General features: G+C 66.7%; 11 protein-coding genes. 4 read left to right on the top strand and 7 right to left on the bottom strand.

The annotated features are described in order from the left end of the window. Positions 1-26 precede the first annotated feature (26 nt). Positions 27-1,373 carry an aminotransferase family protein gene (locus tag JCM7686_RS19130; protein WP_020952370.1) on the bottom strand — a complete coding sequence of 449 codons (1,347 nt, stop codon included), beginning with the start codon at positions 1,371-1,373 and terminating at the stop codon, positions 27-29. Between the two features lie 258 nt (positions 1,374-1,631). Between JCM7686_RS19130 and JCM7686_RS19125 the strand changes: the two genes are divergently transcribed. Next, complete coding sequence (locus tag JCM7686_RS19125; protein ID WP_020952369.1) at positions 1,632-2,297, top strand: GntR family transcriptional regulator; 666 nt, start codon at positions 1,632-1,634, stop codon at positions 2,295-2,297. A 45-nt stretch (positions 2,298-2,342) separates the two neighbouring features. Here the strand turns inward: JCM7686_RS19125 and JCM7686_RS19120 are convergent, their stop codons facing one another. From JCM7686_RS19120 to JCM7686_RS19100, 5 genes are all read right to left on the bottom strand, one after another. Further along, entirely contained in the window at positions 2,343-4,001 is a 1,659-nt protein-coding gene (locus JCM7686_RS19120; RefSeq protein WP_020952368.1) for a urocanate hydratase, read from the bottom strand. A 57-nt stretch (positions 4,002-4,058) separates the two neighbouring features. Then, positions 4,059-5,147: a DUF917 domain-containing protein gene (locus tag JCM7686_RS19115; RefSeq protein WP_020952367.1), complete on the bottom strand. Its 1,089-nt coding sequence runs from the start codon at positions 5,145-5,147 to the stop codon at positions 4,059-4,061. Between the two features lie 12 nt (positions 5,148-5,159). After that, positions 5,160-6,416, bottom strand: a complete 1,257-nt coding sequence (locus tag JCM7686_RS19110) for a Zn-dependent hydrolase (RefSeq protein ID WP_236635908.1) — start codon at positions 6,414-6,416, stop codon at positions 5,160-5,162. After that, positions 6,413-7,795, bottom strand: coding sequence for a dihydroorotase (locus JCM7686_RS19105; protein WP_041528226.1), 1,383 nt, complete (start codon positions 7,793-7,795; stop codon positions 6,413-6,415). The genes JCM7686_RS19110 and JCM7686_RS19105 overlap by 4 nt, the downstream gene beginning before the upstream one ends. Positions 7,796-7,899: 104 nt before the next feature. Further along, entirely contained in the window at positions 7,900-9,105 is a 1,206-nt protein-coding gene (locus tag JCM7686_RS19100; RefSeq protein ID WP_020952364.1) for a LysR family transcriptional regulator, read from the bottom strand. Positions 9,106-9,246: 141 nt separating this feature from the next. Between JCM7686_RS19100 and JCM7686_RS19095 the strand changes: the two genes are divergently transcribed. Genes JCM7686_RS19095 through JCM7686_RS23650 form a run of 3 tightly spaced genes read left to right on the top strand, consistent with a single transcriptional unit; the run spans position 9,247 to position 12,593 of the window. After that, entirely contained in the window at positions 9,247-10,452 is a 1,206-nt protein-coding gene (locus tag JCM7686_RS19095) for a CaiB/BaiF CoA transferase family protein (RefSeq protein WP_020952363.1), read from the top strand. Positions 10,453-10,461: 9 nt separating this feature from the next. Beyond that, a complete protein-coding gene (locus JCM7686_RS19090; protein ID WP_020952362.1) occupies positions 10,462-11,637 on the top strand; it encodes an acyl-CoA dehydrogenase family protein in 1,176 nt (391 codons plus the stop codon). An 11-nt stretch (positions 11,638-11,648) separates the two neighbouring features. Then, positions 11,649-12,593 carry an acyl-CoA dehydrogenase family protein gene (locus JCM7686_RS23650; protein ID WP_158442382.1) on the top strand — a complete coding sequence of 315 codons (945 nt, stop codon included), beginning with the start codon at positions 11,649-11,651 and terminating at the stop codon, positions 12,591-12,593. On the opposite strand, the gene JCM7686_RS23645 is transcribed toward JCM7686_RS23650, so the two are convergent. Next, positions 12,578-14,278 carry a LysR family transcriptional regulator gene (locus JCM7686_RS23645; RefSeq protein WP_020952360.1) on the bottom strand — a complete coding sequence of 567 codons (1,701 nt, stop codon included), beginning with the start codon at positions 14,276-14,278 and terminating at the stop codon, positions 12,578-12,580. The two genes, JCM7686_RS23650 and JCM7686_RS23645, sit on opposite strands and share 16 nt — an antisense overlap. Between the last annotated feature and the right edge of the window lies 1 nt (position 14,279).

Here is a 14,279-nt window from a genome sequence, read left to right as displayed (position 1 = left end):
TTCGTCAGCGTCAGGGTGCGGGCCGCTTATTCGGCGGCCAGCATCCGCGGCTCTTGTCCAAGAACAGTCAGAACCTCGTCAAGAGCGCCGGTCAGCGTGTCGATCTCGGCCTCGGTAATGATGAAGGGCGGGCTGATCTGGATGTGATCGCCGCCCTTGCCGTAATTGGCGCCCGGCACGCCGCCACCGACGATCACGCCCCGCTCGCGCATCATAGAGACGAGCCGCGTGGTGATCTGTTGCTCGGGGGCGAAAGGCGCGCGGCTTTGGCGATCGGCGACGAATTCGAGCCCCGCATAAAGGCCGCGCCCGCGCAGATCACCGATCATCTCATGGCGCTGTTGCAGCGCGCCCAGACGCTCGTGCAGATAGGCGCCGATGCGGCCGGGGCGGCGGAAGAGATCCTCGCGCTTCATGATCTCAAAGACCTTCTGGCCGACGAAACACGACATCGCATGGCCGCTATAGGTGAAGCCATGGACGAAGCGGCGCCGGCCCTCGCGGAAAAAGCCCGCGATCTTTTCCGAGACGATGACCGCGCCCAAAGGCGCATAGCCCGAGCCGATCGCCTTGCCGCAGGTGATCATATCGGGGGTGATGCCCCAATCCTCGATGGCAAAGGGCCGCCCGACCCGGCCATAGCCCATCAGCACCTCGTCGCAGATGAAGAGGATGCCGTAGCGGTCGCAAAGCTCGCGCACGCGGCGGTAATAGTCCGGCCCCGGCGTCACGCCCGAGGCGGTGGTGCCGATGATGGTTTCGGCAAAGAAGCACGAGATGGTTTCCGGCCCTTCGAGCAGGATGGTGCGCTCGAGTTCCTCGATGCAATGATCGGTGCAATCGCCCTCGCCGCCGCAGATCGTGCAGCGGTAATTATAGGGCGGCGAGACATGGACCACCGGCAGCATATAGGGGTCATAGGGCGCGCGCCACGAGGTCCGCCCCGACAGCGACAATGTCGCAATCGTCACACCATGATAGCTCTGCCAGCGCGCCAGCATCTTGTGGCGCGTCGGCTCGCCGCGCTCGACGTGATACTGGCGGGCGAGCTTGAGCGCGGTTTCATTGGCCTCAGAGCCGCCCGAGACGAAATAGACCGCCGACATGCCCTCGGGCGCGACCGAGAGCATGGATTTCGACAGCTCTTCCTGCCAGGGATGGGTGAAAGAGGCGGTATAGACATAGGATACTTTGGTGCCCTGCCCGGCCAGCGCCTCATAGATCTCGGTGCGGCCATGACCGATCCCGATCACCCCGGCGCTGCCCATCCCGTCGAGATAGCGCTGCCCGTCCACGGTCTGGATCCAGACGCCCTCGGCATGATCCACCAGCGGCATCTCGGCCGCGAAATCTCTGGAAAACACACCGCTCATTTCCGTCTCCTCGGGTCGTCAGTTGTTCTTTTCTCGATTAATGATTATCAATAATAAATGCAACGGGTCCTTTCTGTTCGTTTGGAGCCCCGACTTCGCAAGAAAATTCATCTCGGTGCCAAGTGACAGCCCGGGCGGCTGGCTCTAATCAGGCGCCGGACCACAAGAAGGCTGGGCCACCAGAAGCCCGGATCAGAACACGGCCGGATCAGAACACGGCCGGATCAGAACAAGGCCAGATTAGAACAAGGAATGCCGATGCTGTCAGATGAGGGCTTCAGTCTCACCCGCCCCAGCCTCGAAGCAGAGGCCGCCGCCACCTTGCAGGATGCGATCCTGACCGGGGTGTTCAAACCGGGCGAGCGTTTGGTGGAAATGGAGCTGGCCGAGCGCTTTGGCGTGTCTCAGGGCACGATCCGCGGCGCGCTGAAATATCTGCAGGCCGATGGTCTGGTCGAGCACCGGCCCCGGCGCGGGAATTTCGTGATCTCGGTCACCGAGGAAGACATCAGCGATATTTCCATCCTGCGCGACACGCTGGAATCGCTTGGCGCAGAGCTTGCGGCGCAGCGCATTGACGAGGCGGGCAAGGCGCGGCTTTCAGGGGTGATGGAACAGATGCGGCAGGCGGCAGCCGCGCGTCAGCGCCGCAAGCTTCTGGAGCTCGACCTGCTTTTTCACCGCACGGTCATTGCTTTGTCGGGCAGTCGGCGCTTGCAGGATCTTTATCGCAGGCTCGAGGGTCCGGCGCTGTTGTTCCTGCGCATGGCCGATGATTTCTATGACGAGCCGCAGGCAATCATCGACCTGCACGAGCCCTTGCTCGCCGCGATCTGCGCGGGCGATGCCGGGCGCGCCCATGAGATCGCGCGCCGCCATACCGTGCCCGATGCCCATCGCATCACCGGAAAAGACCGCGCCTGAGGGCGCGGTCTTTCGGTCTTGCGGATCGGCTGAGGCGCGGGCCGCTTACAGCTTGATATGGCCGATCTTGGCCTTCTCTGCCTCGTCCAGCGCCTCCTCATAGCCCGCATCGGCATAGCGGATCACGCCGATCGAGGTGTCATTGGTGATCGCGTGGTCAATGCGCGCCGCGGCCTCTTCGGTGCCATCGGCGACGATGGTCACGCCGCAGCTCGTCATATAGCCGGCATAGCCGCCGCCGCCCGAATGGATCGTCACGAGATCGGCCATCGACGAGCACATCAGCATCGCATCGAGAAGCGGCCAGTCCGCAATCGCATCCGAGCCGTCCTTCATATTCTCGGTCATGATATTCGGATGCGCCATGCCGCCCGCGTCGAGGTGATCGCGCGAGAAGGCGACCGGGCCTTTCAGCTCGCCGCTGGCCACGAGCTCGTTGACGCGAAGCGCAAGCCGCGTGCGCTCGCCATGACCCAGCCAAGCAATGCGCGAGGGCAGGCCCTCAAACGGCACGTTCTGGCGGGCAAGGCTGATCCAGTTCGTGACGATCTTGTTGTCGGCGAACATTTCGAGCAGCAGGTCGTCGATGCGGGCAATGTCGCTTTCCTCGCCCGACAGCGCCATCCAGCGGAAGGGGCCGATCGCACGGCAGAAGAGCGGGCGCAGATAGGCCTCGGTGAAGATCGGGATGTCGAAGGCGTTCGTGACGCCGCCCTCTTTGGCCTGCGTACGGATGAGGTTGCCGTTGTCGAAGACCTCTGCCCCGGCCTTCTGAAAGCCGAGCATCGCCTCGACATGCGGCACGATCGAGGCGCGCGACAGCGCCATCAGCGCGGTCGGATCCTCTTCGCGCATCCGGCGCACTTCCTCGAGGCTAAGGCCGCGCGGGACATAGCCGTAAACCAGATCATGGGCCGAGGTCTGGTCGGTCACGATATCGGGGATCACGCCGCGACGCAGGATCTCGGGGTAAACGTCCGCCGCATTGGCAACCAGCCCGACCGAGGTCGCGCGCTTTTCCTCGACCGCCTTGGCGATCAGCGCCAAAGCCTCGTCGAGATCGCTGGCGATGGTCTCGAGATAGCCGATCTCCTTGCGCATCTTGGCGCGCTCGGGGTCGATATCGACAACCAAGGTCGCCGCCCCGCCCATGCGCCCGGCCAAAGGCTGCGCGCCGCCCATGCCGCCCATGCCTGCGGTCAGGATGAAGCGCCCGGCGAGCGAGCCATTGAAGCGCTTTTCGGCGATGCGCATGAAGATCTCATAGGTGCCCTGAATGACGCCTTGGCTGCCGATATATTGCCAGCAGCCCGCCGTCAGCCCGCCCCAGCAGATCAGGCCCTTCTTTTGCAGGTCATAGAAATATTCGGCCTTGGCCCATTGGCCGACCAAGTTGCAATTGGCCATGATGACCAAAGGCGCTTTGGCATGGGTTTTCAAAAGACCGACCGGCTTGCCCGACTGGACAAGCAGCGTCTGATCCTCGCCCATTTCGGTTAGCGCCTTGACGATCCCGGCATGGGCCTCCCAGTTGCGGGCGGCGCGGCCAAGGGCGGCATAGACCACGAGATTTTCGGGGTCTTCGCCCACGGCGAGGACGTTTTCCAAGAGGCGCAGCAGCGCCTCTTGCCGCCAGCCTTTGGCGCGGAGTTCGGGGCCCGAGGGGATCGGGAAATTCGGGTGGCGCGGATTGGGACGCGGCATGGCGGTTCCTTTCACGAAAACGGGGGGCGGCCTGATGCGACCGCCCGGAAGGGTGGCTCAGTCGAGCGCGTAACGGGCGATCTCGATCCCCATGGCCTTTTCGACCGGCGGATAGACCGAGGCGTCGCGCACCGAGGCCGAGAGCGGGATGATCTCTTTCGGGACATGCAGCACGAAGATCTTCATGCCTTCTTGCAGCTGGCCGACGCTCAGCGCCTCGCCCTCGGGCGAGAGCGTGGTGATCACCGAGGGGAAGGTCGCAAGGCGCGTGCCCTCGGCGCTGTCGACGGCCATATATTCGTTCATCACATGCAGCACTTTCGCGCTGTCGCCCGAACCGATGGTGACGGTGCCCACGTCGAACGCCTCGGGCGTATAGACGACGGCTTTGCGGGTGATGACGCCCTCGGCCAGAATATGGCCGCCGGTGGTCTTGCAGATCGCGTCAATGACCGCGTGACCGCCGGATTTTTCGGCCTGAATGATCGCCTCGCCCAAAGCCAGCGCCATCGAAATCCCGCCAAGCGCCGCATTCTGGCGCACATAAGAGGCGCGCAGCGGATTGCGGCAGGAGGCGATAAAGCCGCCCGACATATCGGAGGCCGTGCGCAGGATCGGCGAGATCTTCGCGGTCGCGCCGCGCACCACCAGCTCGATATAGCGGTTCTCGGCGCGGTTGCCGCCGACGGCGGTCTGGATCATCTGCTCGGGCGAACCGGCCATCCCGATCGAGCCCATGTCTCCGGTCGGATGGGCGCGAATATCGCCGACCGCATCGACGACTTTCGTGCCAAGGATTGCCGAGGGCAGCCAGGCGTTCAGGGTCGAGCTTTTACCGTTCTGCCCGATGATCAGGCCCGCGACGCGCTCGCCCAAAGCGTCCTGCAGCATCTGCACCGCCTTGATGTAATCGACGCCGCGCATCTCCCAAGGCGTGGTCGAGGCAGGCGCGCCAATCGCCGCCGCCGTCGCGACCCAGTCCTGCTCGTCCAGCTCGTCGATGGAAACCAGCTCGGGCTGACCGGCATTCACCGCCGCAAGGCCCAGCATCCGGCCATGATCCGACCAGCCACCGCCGCCCGCCGCATAGATCGAGCCGCCCTTGACCGCAGCCTCGACATCTTTTTCGACCAGAATACGTCCCATGGCCAAACTCCTTTAAGCGATTACCGGGACCAGACGGTCCATTTCGATCAGCGTTTCCAGCATCACAGCCGCGCCAAGGGCGATATCCCCGGTCTCGGCCCATTCCTCGGGGCAATGGCTGCGCCCGCCCGCGCAGGGCACAAAGACCATCGCGGTCGGCGCGATCCGCCCCATCCAGGCGGCGTCATGCCCTGCCCCGGATACCATGCGGCGATGTCCAGCCCCAAGCTTTTCCGCCGCCGCTTCCAGCAGATCGCAGACCGCCGGATGGCTGGGTTTCGGGGGATTGTCGGAAAGCACCTTGACCTCGGCGCCGTGGCGCGCGCCCTCGGTGCCGAGCCAGTCCAGAAACGCCTCCATATCGGCGCGCTCGGATGCCCGCGCGTCAATCAGCATCTCGACCCGCGCGGGGACGACATTGGCGGCATTGGGCTCCATGCGGAACTCGCCCACCGTGGCGGTGAAATGGCCCGGACCTGCGGCCAAGGCATCGGCCTTGGCGCGGATCGCCAGCACCAGCTCGGCGGCGGGGATCAGCGCATCTTGGCGCGCGTTCATCGGCGTCGTGCCCGCATGATCGGGGCGGCCCGCGACGGTCACCAGAACGCGGGTGATCCCGGCAATCGCGGTGACAACGCCAATCGGCAGGCCCTCGGCCTCAAGGACCGGACCTTGCTCGATATGCAGCTCGAGAAAGCCCTTCACATCGGCGCGGGGCGTGGCCTCTTCAATCGCGCCGCCCGCCTCGGCAATCGCGGCTTTCAGATCGCGACCGTCCGCGATACGGCTCAGCCAATCCTCGGGAAGCTGCCCCGAGAGCCCGCGGCTGCCGACGCAAGACACGCCGAAGATCGAGACCTCTTCGGCCAGAAAATCCACGATTTCAAGGTCATGCGCGAAGGTAATGCCCTGATCCTGCACCGCACGCGCGATCTCGAGACCGGCGAGAACCCCCGCGATCCCGTCAAAGCGGCCGCCATCGGGCACGGTGTCGGAATGCGAGCCGACCATCAAGACGCCCGCGCCCGAGGTCTTGCCCGCCAGCCGCCCGATGAGATTGCCCGCCGCATCAATGCGCGTGGTCAACCCCGCCGCCTGCATCCGGCCCTCAAGCCAAGCGCGGCCTTCGAGGAATTTCGGCGTGAAGGCGCGGCGCGTCCACGGACGGCCCGGCTCGGTGATCTCGGCCAAAGCCGCGAGATCTGCGCCAAGGCGGGCGGTGTCGATGCGCAGATTGCTGAGCGCCGCGCCACTCACCGGCGCGCTCACGGGCGGCCTGCGTCGAAGGGGATGGCGCGGTCGGGGCGGATCCATTGGCCGCGACCGGGCTCGGCGACGACGCGGCTGCCGTCAAAGACCAGATCGCCGCGCGAATAGGTCGCGGCGACGCGCCAGGGCAGCTCCATCCCGTCGAAAGGCGACCAGCCCGAGACGCTGTTGCCGGTCTTGGCGGTATCGACGGTGAAGGGCTCGGGCGTCAGCACGACGATATCGGCGTCGCGCCCGACGGTCAGCGCGCCCTTGACGTGGTCAATGCGGAAATGGCGCGCGGGATTGGCAGCCATCAGACGCGCGGCCCAGGTCAGCGGCACGCCGCGTTCAAGCGCGCCTTTGACGAAAAGCGGGATCATGGTTTCCAGCCCCGGCAGGCCCGAGGCGTTTTTCAGCATGTCGGGATCGGTCTTGCGGTCCAGAGACCAGCTGACGTGATCGGTCGAGAGAAGCGTGACATTGCCCTCGGTGATCTGACGCCAGAGCCCCTCGACCTCGGCGCGCGGGCGCAAGGGCGGGTTGCATTTCGAGCGCCCGCCAAGGCGCTTGGCGTCCACCTCCTCGTCGAGCATCAGATAATGGATCAGACATTCGACCGTCGCCTGATAGCCCTGCGCGCGGTAGCTCGCCGCGATCTCATAGCCGCGTGGCAGCGAGCAGTGAACGACATGGGCCGGGCAGCCGGTATGGGCGCCGATCTCATAGATCTCGGCCATCGCGAGCAGCTCGGTCAGCGGCGGGCGCGACATGCCATGCGCGCGGTAATCGGTGACGCCCGAGGCCTTCACCTGATCCATCGCCCAACGCACATATTCGTCGTTTTCATTATGCACGCCAGCGGCCAGCCCGGTCTTGGCGACTTCGGCAAAGCACGCGGCCATCAGCGGCGCGGGGATGCGCGGGAAGCGTTTGGGATCGGTGCCGAAGGTCGAGAATTTGAAGCCCGCGACCCCGGCTTGCGCCTGTTCGGCGATGCGGGTCGGGCCTTCCTCGGGGTCGATCGTGCCGTAAAGCGCGAAATCGACGCGGGCCTGCGCGCCGGCGTGATCGGCCTTGCGGCGCACGGCTTCGGCCGAGCACACCAGATTGCCCTCGTCATAGGGCATATCGACGATGGTGGTGACGCCGCCTGCGGCTGCGGCGCGGGTCGACCAGATGAAATCCTCGGTGCCCTTCTGGCTCAGCGAATGGACCTGCGCGTCAATCGCGCCGGGCAGGATCAGCGCCTCGCCCAAGTCATGGCGCTCGCGCGCGGCGGGGGCAGAGCCCTGCGCGACCAAAGCGACCTTGCCGTCGCGCACGCAGACATGGCCGTTTTCGATTTGCCGCTCGGGCAGCACGACAGTTCCGGAAAGGACGAGATCGAAATCTGACATGGCATCCATCGCTTTTGCGGCCTCCAAGGCGGGCCGGATGGGAAAACGATAATCCCGGCCCTGTCTCTCAGGCATATCCCAAGTGCCGAACACCGTCTCGCGGGCTATCGCGCGGGCGGGTTCTCGGCCTCGGTCGCCTTGCTCGTCGCCTCATCGGTCAGCACCGAATGGCGCACCGCCTCGATCAGCCCATCGGGCAGGCCGCTGCGCCGCCAGGCCAGCACCAGCCGCTGGAGATGGTCGGGCGCAAGGCTGATGTGGCGGAAGGAAAACGGCAGCCGCACCAGCGAGGGCTGCGGCAGGATCGAGATATAACGGTGATCGGCCACGAGATTGATGATCACGGGGATCGAATCGACCTCGATGATCGGGATATTCGCGGCCTCGGGGCCAAGCGTCGCTTCCAAAAACCGCATCGCCTCTTGGCGGATGCCGCTTTGCAGGCTGGGCAGAGCCAGCGGATATTTCCGCAAGAGCTCTGGGATCGAGGGCTCGGACGCCATCACCCCGGCGTCGCCGACCAAGGCCAAAGGCGCGCTGGAAATCTCGGCCCAGAAGAAATCGCGCGGGATCTTCACATGGTCGATGACGACGAGATCAAAGCGCCGCGTCTTCAGCCCCAGCATCAGCTCATCGGCGGTATGGCTGGAGATCAGCAGCGGGTGGCGCGCCTGTTCGCGCGCCCAATGCGCGGTGAGATTGGACAGCATCCGCGCGATCGAGCTTTCATGACCCAAAGGCATCACCGTGCCCAGACGCCAGGTGCTGATGTCGCGCTTGAAGCGGTCCGAGGCGGCGCGCGCCATCGTCTCCCACCCCGTCACCACCGCCTCGGCATGGGGCAAAAGCGCGCGCCCCGTCGCGGTCAGGGTGACGCCAGAGGCCGTGCGCGCCAAAAGCTCGGCCCCGAGCCGCCGCTCGAAATCGCCCAATTGCCGCGTGAGCTGTGGCTGGCCGATCCCCAAAGAGCGCGCCGCGCCCCGGATGCTGCCGCGATGCGCGGTCACCGAAAAGCGGGTCAGCGCCTCGATGCTGATCTGCGGCACTTCGGCCCGACCCGGCGCGGCGGTTTCCAGCAGCGCCTGAATGCTCGCGACGGTCTGGGCCAGCATCGGCGCGCGGCGTTCCGCCTCAAGCGTCAGGATGAAGGTCGTGCCCTGTCGGCGGATCAGCGGCACGGCAATCGCCGCCTCGAGCCGCGAGAGCGCCGAGCTGACGGTCGAAGGCGAACGCCCCTCGGCCCGCGCGGCTTGGCGCACGCCACGGTTGCGGAAGATCGCATCGACGAGGGTAAGGGTCAGGATATCCATGAACTGCCGCAATGGTTGATCGGGATATATCATGGCCCGAACAGGGGCGGCGCAAGAGCTCATCTGATGTTCGGAAATATTTATCACTTTATTCGGAAGTCGCGATTTCACGCGCGCGCGAAATTGGGACAGTCTTAGCCCATGACCAGCGAGACCGCCTCTGATCCGCGCCCCTTTGCCGGGATTACCATCCTCGATTTCTCGCGGGTGGTGGCGGGGCCGTTTTGCACCGCGCTGCTTGCCGATCAGGGCGCGCGCATCATCAAGATCGAGCCGCCCGAGGGCGATGACCAGCGCCAGATGGGCGCGGCGCGGGCGGGCGAAAGCGTGAATTTCCACATGCTCAACCGCGGCAAGGAAAGCCTGATGCTCGATCTGCGCCAGCCCGAAGGGCGCGATCTGGCGCAGGCGCTGGCGCGGCGCGCCGATGTGGTGATCGAGAATTTCCGCCCCGGCGTCGCTGCGCGTCTGGGCATCGACGCCGCGCGGCTCTGCGCCGAGAACCCCCGGCTGATCCATTGCGCGATCTCGGGCTTTGGCCAAAGCGGGCCGCTCTCGGCCCTGCCCTCTTATGATGTGATCGCGCAGGCGATGTCCGGGCTGATGAGCGTCACCGGAGAGCCGGGCCGCGATCCGGTGCTGGTGGGCGATTCCATCGGCGACACCGTTGCGGGGCTTTATGCGGCGCAGGCGATTACGGCGGCGCTTTTGCGCCGCGCCCGCACCGGCGCGGGGGCGGCGATCGACATTGCGATGTTTGACGCGCTTTTCAGCCTGTTGCCGACCGCGCTTGCGGGCTGGCAGCAAAGCGGGCAGCGCCCGCAGCCAAGCGGCGATGCCCATCCGCTCTCGGCTCCTTTCGGCGCCTATCGGGCGCGCGACGAAAAGGTGATGATCGCGGTCGCCAATCGCGCGCTTTTTCAAACCCTTGCCCATGCGATCGCGCGCCCCGCGCTGCTGGACGACCCGCGCTTTGCCTCGGATGCCCTGCGCCGCCACCATGCCGAGGCGCTGCGCCTCGAGATCGAGGGCTGGACCCGCGCCCGCCCCGCCGCCGAGGTCGTGGCCCATCTGAGCGCGAAAGGCGTGCCCGCCGCGCGCATTCTTGGCGTCGATGAGGCCGCCCTCAGCCCGCAGGCGCAGCACCGCGGCCTTCTGACCCGGCACGACCATCCCCGGCTCGGCCCCCTGCTCATCCCCGAACAGCCCGCCCATTTCGCCGGTCTCGCGCGGGGAGAGACCGCGCCCGCGCCCGATCTCGGCGCGGATGGGCCTGCGGTTCTGGCCGATCTTCTGGGCCTGTCCGCCGCCGACATCACCCGCCTTCGCGCGCAAAACATCATCTGAGGAGAGACGATGACCCTGACCATCACCGAGGCCGATCGCGCCTTTGCCGCAGAGGCGGGCGCGTGGCTGCGCGCGCGCCTGCCGGCGGATCTCGCCCAGAAAGTGCGCCAAAACATCCGCCTGACCCGCGACGATCTGACCGGCTGGCAGGAGGTGCTGGCCGCGCGCAATTTCTACGCGATCGGCTGGAGCCGCGAGATGGGCGGCCCCGGTCTGACCCCGGTGCAGCGCTATCTCTTCGAGCGCGAATATGGCGCGATCCCGGCCCCCCATCCCTGTCAGTTCGGGATCAGCATGGCGGGGCCGGTCATTCATGCCTTCGGCAATGACGCCCAACGCGCGCGCTTCCTGCCCGATATCCGCGAGAACCGGACCTTCTGGTGTCAGGGCTATTCCGAGCCGGGCGCGGGCTCGGATCTGGCGAGCCTCAGCACCTCGGCCCGGCGCGAGGGCGATCATTACGTCGTCAACGGCCAGAAGATCTGGACGACCTGGGCGCATTGGGCCGATTGGATGTTCGCGCTGGTGCGCACCGCCAAGGGCGCGCGTCCGCAGGAGGGCATCAGTTTCCTTCTGATCGACATGAAGACGCCGGGCATCACCGTGCGCCCGATCAAGACCTTGGACGGCGAGGCCGAATTCAACGAGGTCTTTTTCGACGAGGTGCGCGTGCCGGTCGAAAATCTGGTCGGTACCGAAGGCGCGGGCTGGGGCTACGGCAAGTTCCTGCTGGAATATGAGCGGTTTTCGATGTCGGGCGCAGCGCGCTCGCGCCGGATTTTGGGCGAGATCCGCGAGGATGCGGCGGCAATGGGGCGGCTTGACGACATCACCTTCCTGAACCGCCTGACCCGGATCGAGATCGCGCTGCTGGCTTTGGAGGAGATGGAACTGGCGCTGCTTGCCGCCTCAGAAGCAGGCGGAAAACCCGGGCCGGAAGCCTCGCGGCTCAAGATCCGGGGCACCGAAATCGCGCAGGATCTGTCGCGGCTGCGGCTCGATCTCTTCGGGCGGCGCGCGCTCGTCCATGACGAGGCTTTCCTTGAGGGCGAGGCTCCGGGTGAGGACGCCCAAGCGCAGGGCGCAATGGCCGCTTGGCTCAATCTGCGCAAAGTGACGATCTGGGGCGGCTCGAATGAGGTGCAGCGCATGATCTTGTCGAAACAGGTTTTGGGGCTGAGATAGGGATGGCCGCGATGATGGAAAAAAGCGATCTCGAGGTGCTGGCCCGATCCGTGGCGCGCTTTGCCGATGAGGCCAAGGGCACCGATCCGCTGCCGGGTCTCGCCGAACTGGGGCTGATCGGCGCGGGGCTCTCTGAGGCCCAAGGAGGGGCGGAAGCTGGCGCGCAGGGCGAGGCCGCGATTGCGACTGAGATTGGCCGCGCGGGGCTTCAAGCCACCCCGGCGCTTGAGTGCGTTCTGGTGCCCTTGCTGCTCGCCGGGACCGATCTGGGCACGCAGGTGAGTGCGGGCGCGGCGCGGGTCGCGGTTTCGGGCAATCTGCTCGATGCCCGCCCCGATCACGCGGGCCTGCCCTTTACCGCGTTTGGTCCCGAGGGCGCCACTCAGGTGCTGATGCTTGACGGCTCGGGCGCGCTGCGTCTCGCCCCCCTGCCCGGCCCGGCGCGCCAGATGATCGATGGCCGCGCCATCTGGACCGTGCCGCCGGTCGATGCGGGCACGGTGATCGCGGGCGGGGCCGAGGCCCTGCCCTTGGCGCTCGCCCGCGCGCTTTCCGCCGCCGCCGCCGATGCGACCGGCGCGATGGGCGCGCTTTACGAGATGACTTTGGCCTATATGCGCGAGCGGCGGCAGTTCGGGCAGGCTTTAGGGTCCTTCCAGACGATCCAGTTCCGCATGGTGGATCTCTCGATCGCGCTGGAAGAGGCGCGCGCGCTATCCGGTGCCGCCGCCCGCGCGCTCGATGCCCAAGACCCGCGCGCGGCGCAGCTCGCTCATGCGGCTTGGGTGCAGGCGGTGACTTCGGGCGGGCTGATCGCGCGCGAGGCGGTTCAGCTTCACGGCGGCATCGGCATGACCGAGGAAAGCGCGACCGCCCCTTTGGTCAAGCGGCTGACCGTGGATGAGCAGGTGTTCGGCGGCGTCGAGGCGCATCTCGGGCGTTATCGCGCCGCCTGATCGGACGCGTCATCGCCAGCAAAAGCGCGCCGCAGGCAGGACAGCAAAAGCTGCTCTGCCTCGCCGAGACTGCGGTCGGTGGTCACAGAGGTCCGCAGGATCATCGCGCGCGCGGGCTGAAGCGCATGCGCGGGCAGATCCGGGGCCAAGGCGCGCGCCAGCCGTTCGGGCAAAAGCGTCGCGCCGCCCGCGCGCGCCAGTGCCGCGCACAGCGGCAGGCTCGCGCCCTGAACCCCACTGCGCAGACCGGAAAGCATCGCGATGCCCTCATCCTCGGCGGGCAGGACCAGCGCGCCGGTGCCGATCTGGCAAAGCCGCCCCAAAGCGCAAAGCCTTTGCCCCGGCCCGGCGCCTTCGGGCGCGTCAAAGATCGCAATGCCCAGCTCGCCCGCGCGCAGCATCAGATCGAGCCTGCGCGCCGGGGCCTCGATCAGCCGCAGCTTGACGCCGGGCAAAAGCCGCTGCCATTCGGCGAGCCCATCCGCCATTTTCCCTGCGATTTCAGGGCAGAGCATCGCCGCGGCGCTATGGCCGATCACCACCTCCTGGCGCTCTTGCAAGGCAACATGGCGCGCCTCTTGCGTGATGCCCGCAATGCGCGCGGCGATCTCGGCGATCAGATCAAGCGCGGGATCAACGGGGGTGACGCCACGACTGTGGCGGCGGAAGAGCGGGCGGCCAAGCGTTTCTTCGACCCGCGCCAAGGCGGCCGAGAGCGCGGGCTGGGTGATGTTGAGATGGCGCGCGGCGCGGGTGGTGTTGCCGGTTTTCGCAAGCCGATCCACCGCAACCAGATCGCGCAGGGTAAAGGCGGGGGCGAAAAGCTGCGGCTCGGGCGGCAGGTCGATGCGGGCGCGGATCAGGGCGATGAAGGCCTCAGCGGCGGCCATGGTCGCGGGCTCGCGGCTCAGCACCTGCGCCATGACTGGGCTCGTCAAAGGCGGCGTCAGGCGGTGAACCGGCAGCGCGCCCCCCGCGACGCCATGCGCCACCAGACTATAGGGCGCGAGCAACCATGTCCGCGCCCGCGCTTGGCCGAGCCGCGCGAGAACGCCGACGTCCTCCTCGACCGGGGCGGGATCGGGCAACCCGTTCGCGCGGCAATAATCGCGGATGCGCGCGCTTTCGCCCTCGGGCAAGGGCGGCAGCCAGATCTCGGGCGGGCCGTCGCCGGTGCCGCCCTCGACTGCGACCCAGTCGTCATCGAAGAGAAACACATCGCCCGGCGCGGTCAGATCGGCATAGGCGAGCCGCAGATCGGCATCGTCATAGCCCCCCGCGACATCGAGCCCCGCCGCATAGGGCGAGGCAAAGCGGATGCGCGGCAGGATCGCGGGGGATTGCGCATTCAGCGCGCGCGCCGCAGGCACCGAGGCGCGGTAGAGCCGCCCGAACATGAAGCGCAAAGGCGAGACGATGCGCAGGGGCTGCGCCGCGCCCGGGAAACGCGCCAAGGCCTCGATCAGGCCGAGCAGATCGGCGGCCTCCTGGAAAAGCCAGCGCCCCGCCGGGCCGGGCAGGATCGCGCGGCCACTCCGGCGAAAAAGCGTGAGGCCGAGCTCGGCCTCAAGCCCGGCAATCGCCTCGCTGAGGGTTGAGCGCGAGACGCCCGCCGCTAGCGCCGCCTCTTGATGGCTCGCGCATTGGCAAGCCATCAGGAATTGCGCAAGCTGGCGGGCCTCCATC

Source organism: Paracoccus aminophilus JCM 7686, assembly GCF_000444995.1.
In the GTDB taxonomy this organism is placed as follows: domain Bacteria; phylum Pseudomonadota; class Alphaproteobacteria; order Rhodobacterales; family Rhodobacteraceae; genus Paracoccus; species Paracoccus aminophilus.
The sequence above is the reverse complement of the archived record's forward strand: the minus strand, read 5'-3'. Positions and strand labels throughout refer to the sequence as shown.

Excerpts from the sequence above, each read along its gene's own strand:
- JCM7686_RS19130 (WP_020952370.1), bottom strand. The coding sequence starts at position 1,373 with ATGAGCGGTGTGTTTTCCAGAGATTTCGCGGCCGAGATGCCGCTGGTG.
- JCM7686_RS19125 (WP_020952369.1), top strand. The coding sequence starts at position 1,632 with ATGCTGTCAGATGAGGGCTTCAGTCTCACCCGCCCCAGCCTCGAAGCA.
- JCM7686_RS19120 (WP_020952368.1), bottom strand. The coding sequence starts at position 4,001 with ATGCCGCGTCCCAATCCGCGCCACCCGAATTTCCCGATCCCCTCGGGC.
- JCM7686_RS19115 (WP_020952367.1), bottom strand. The coding sequence starts at position 5,147 with ATGGGACGTATTCTGGTCGAAAAAGATGTCGAGGCTGCGGTCAAGGGC.
- JCM7686_RS19105 (WP_041528226.1), bottom strand. The coding sequence starts at position 7,795 with ATGTCAGATTTCGATCTCGTCCTTTCCGGAACTGTCGTGCTGCCCGAG.
- JCM7686_RS19100 (WP_020952364.1), bottom strand. The coding sequence starts at position 9,105 with ATGGATATCCTGACCCTTACCCTCGTCGATGCGATCTTCCGCAACCGT.
- JCM7686_RS19095 (WP_020952363.1), top strand. The coding sequence starts at position 9,247 with ATGACCAGCGAGACCGCCTCTGATCCGCGCCCCTTTGCCGGGATTACC.
- JCM7686_RS19090 (WP_020952362.1), top strand. The coding sequence starts at position 10,462 with ATGACCCTGACCATCACCGAGGCCGATCGCGCCTTTGCCGCAGAGGCG.
- JCM7686_RS23650 (WP_158442382.1), top strand. The coding sequence starts at position 11,649 with ATGATGGAAAAAAGCGATCTCGAGGTGCTGGCCCGATCCGTGGCGCGC.
- JCM7686_RS23645 (WP_020952360.1), bottom strand. The coding sequence starts at position 14,278 with ATGGAGGCCCGCCAGCTTGCGCAATTCCTGATGGCTTGCCAATGCGCG.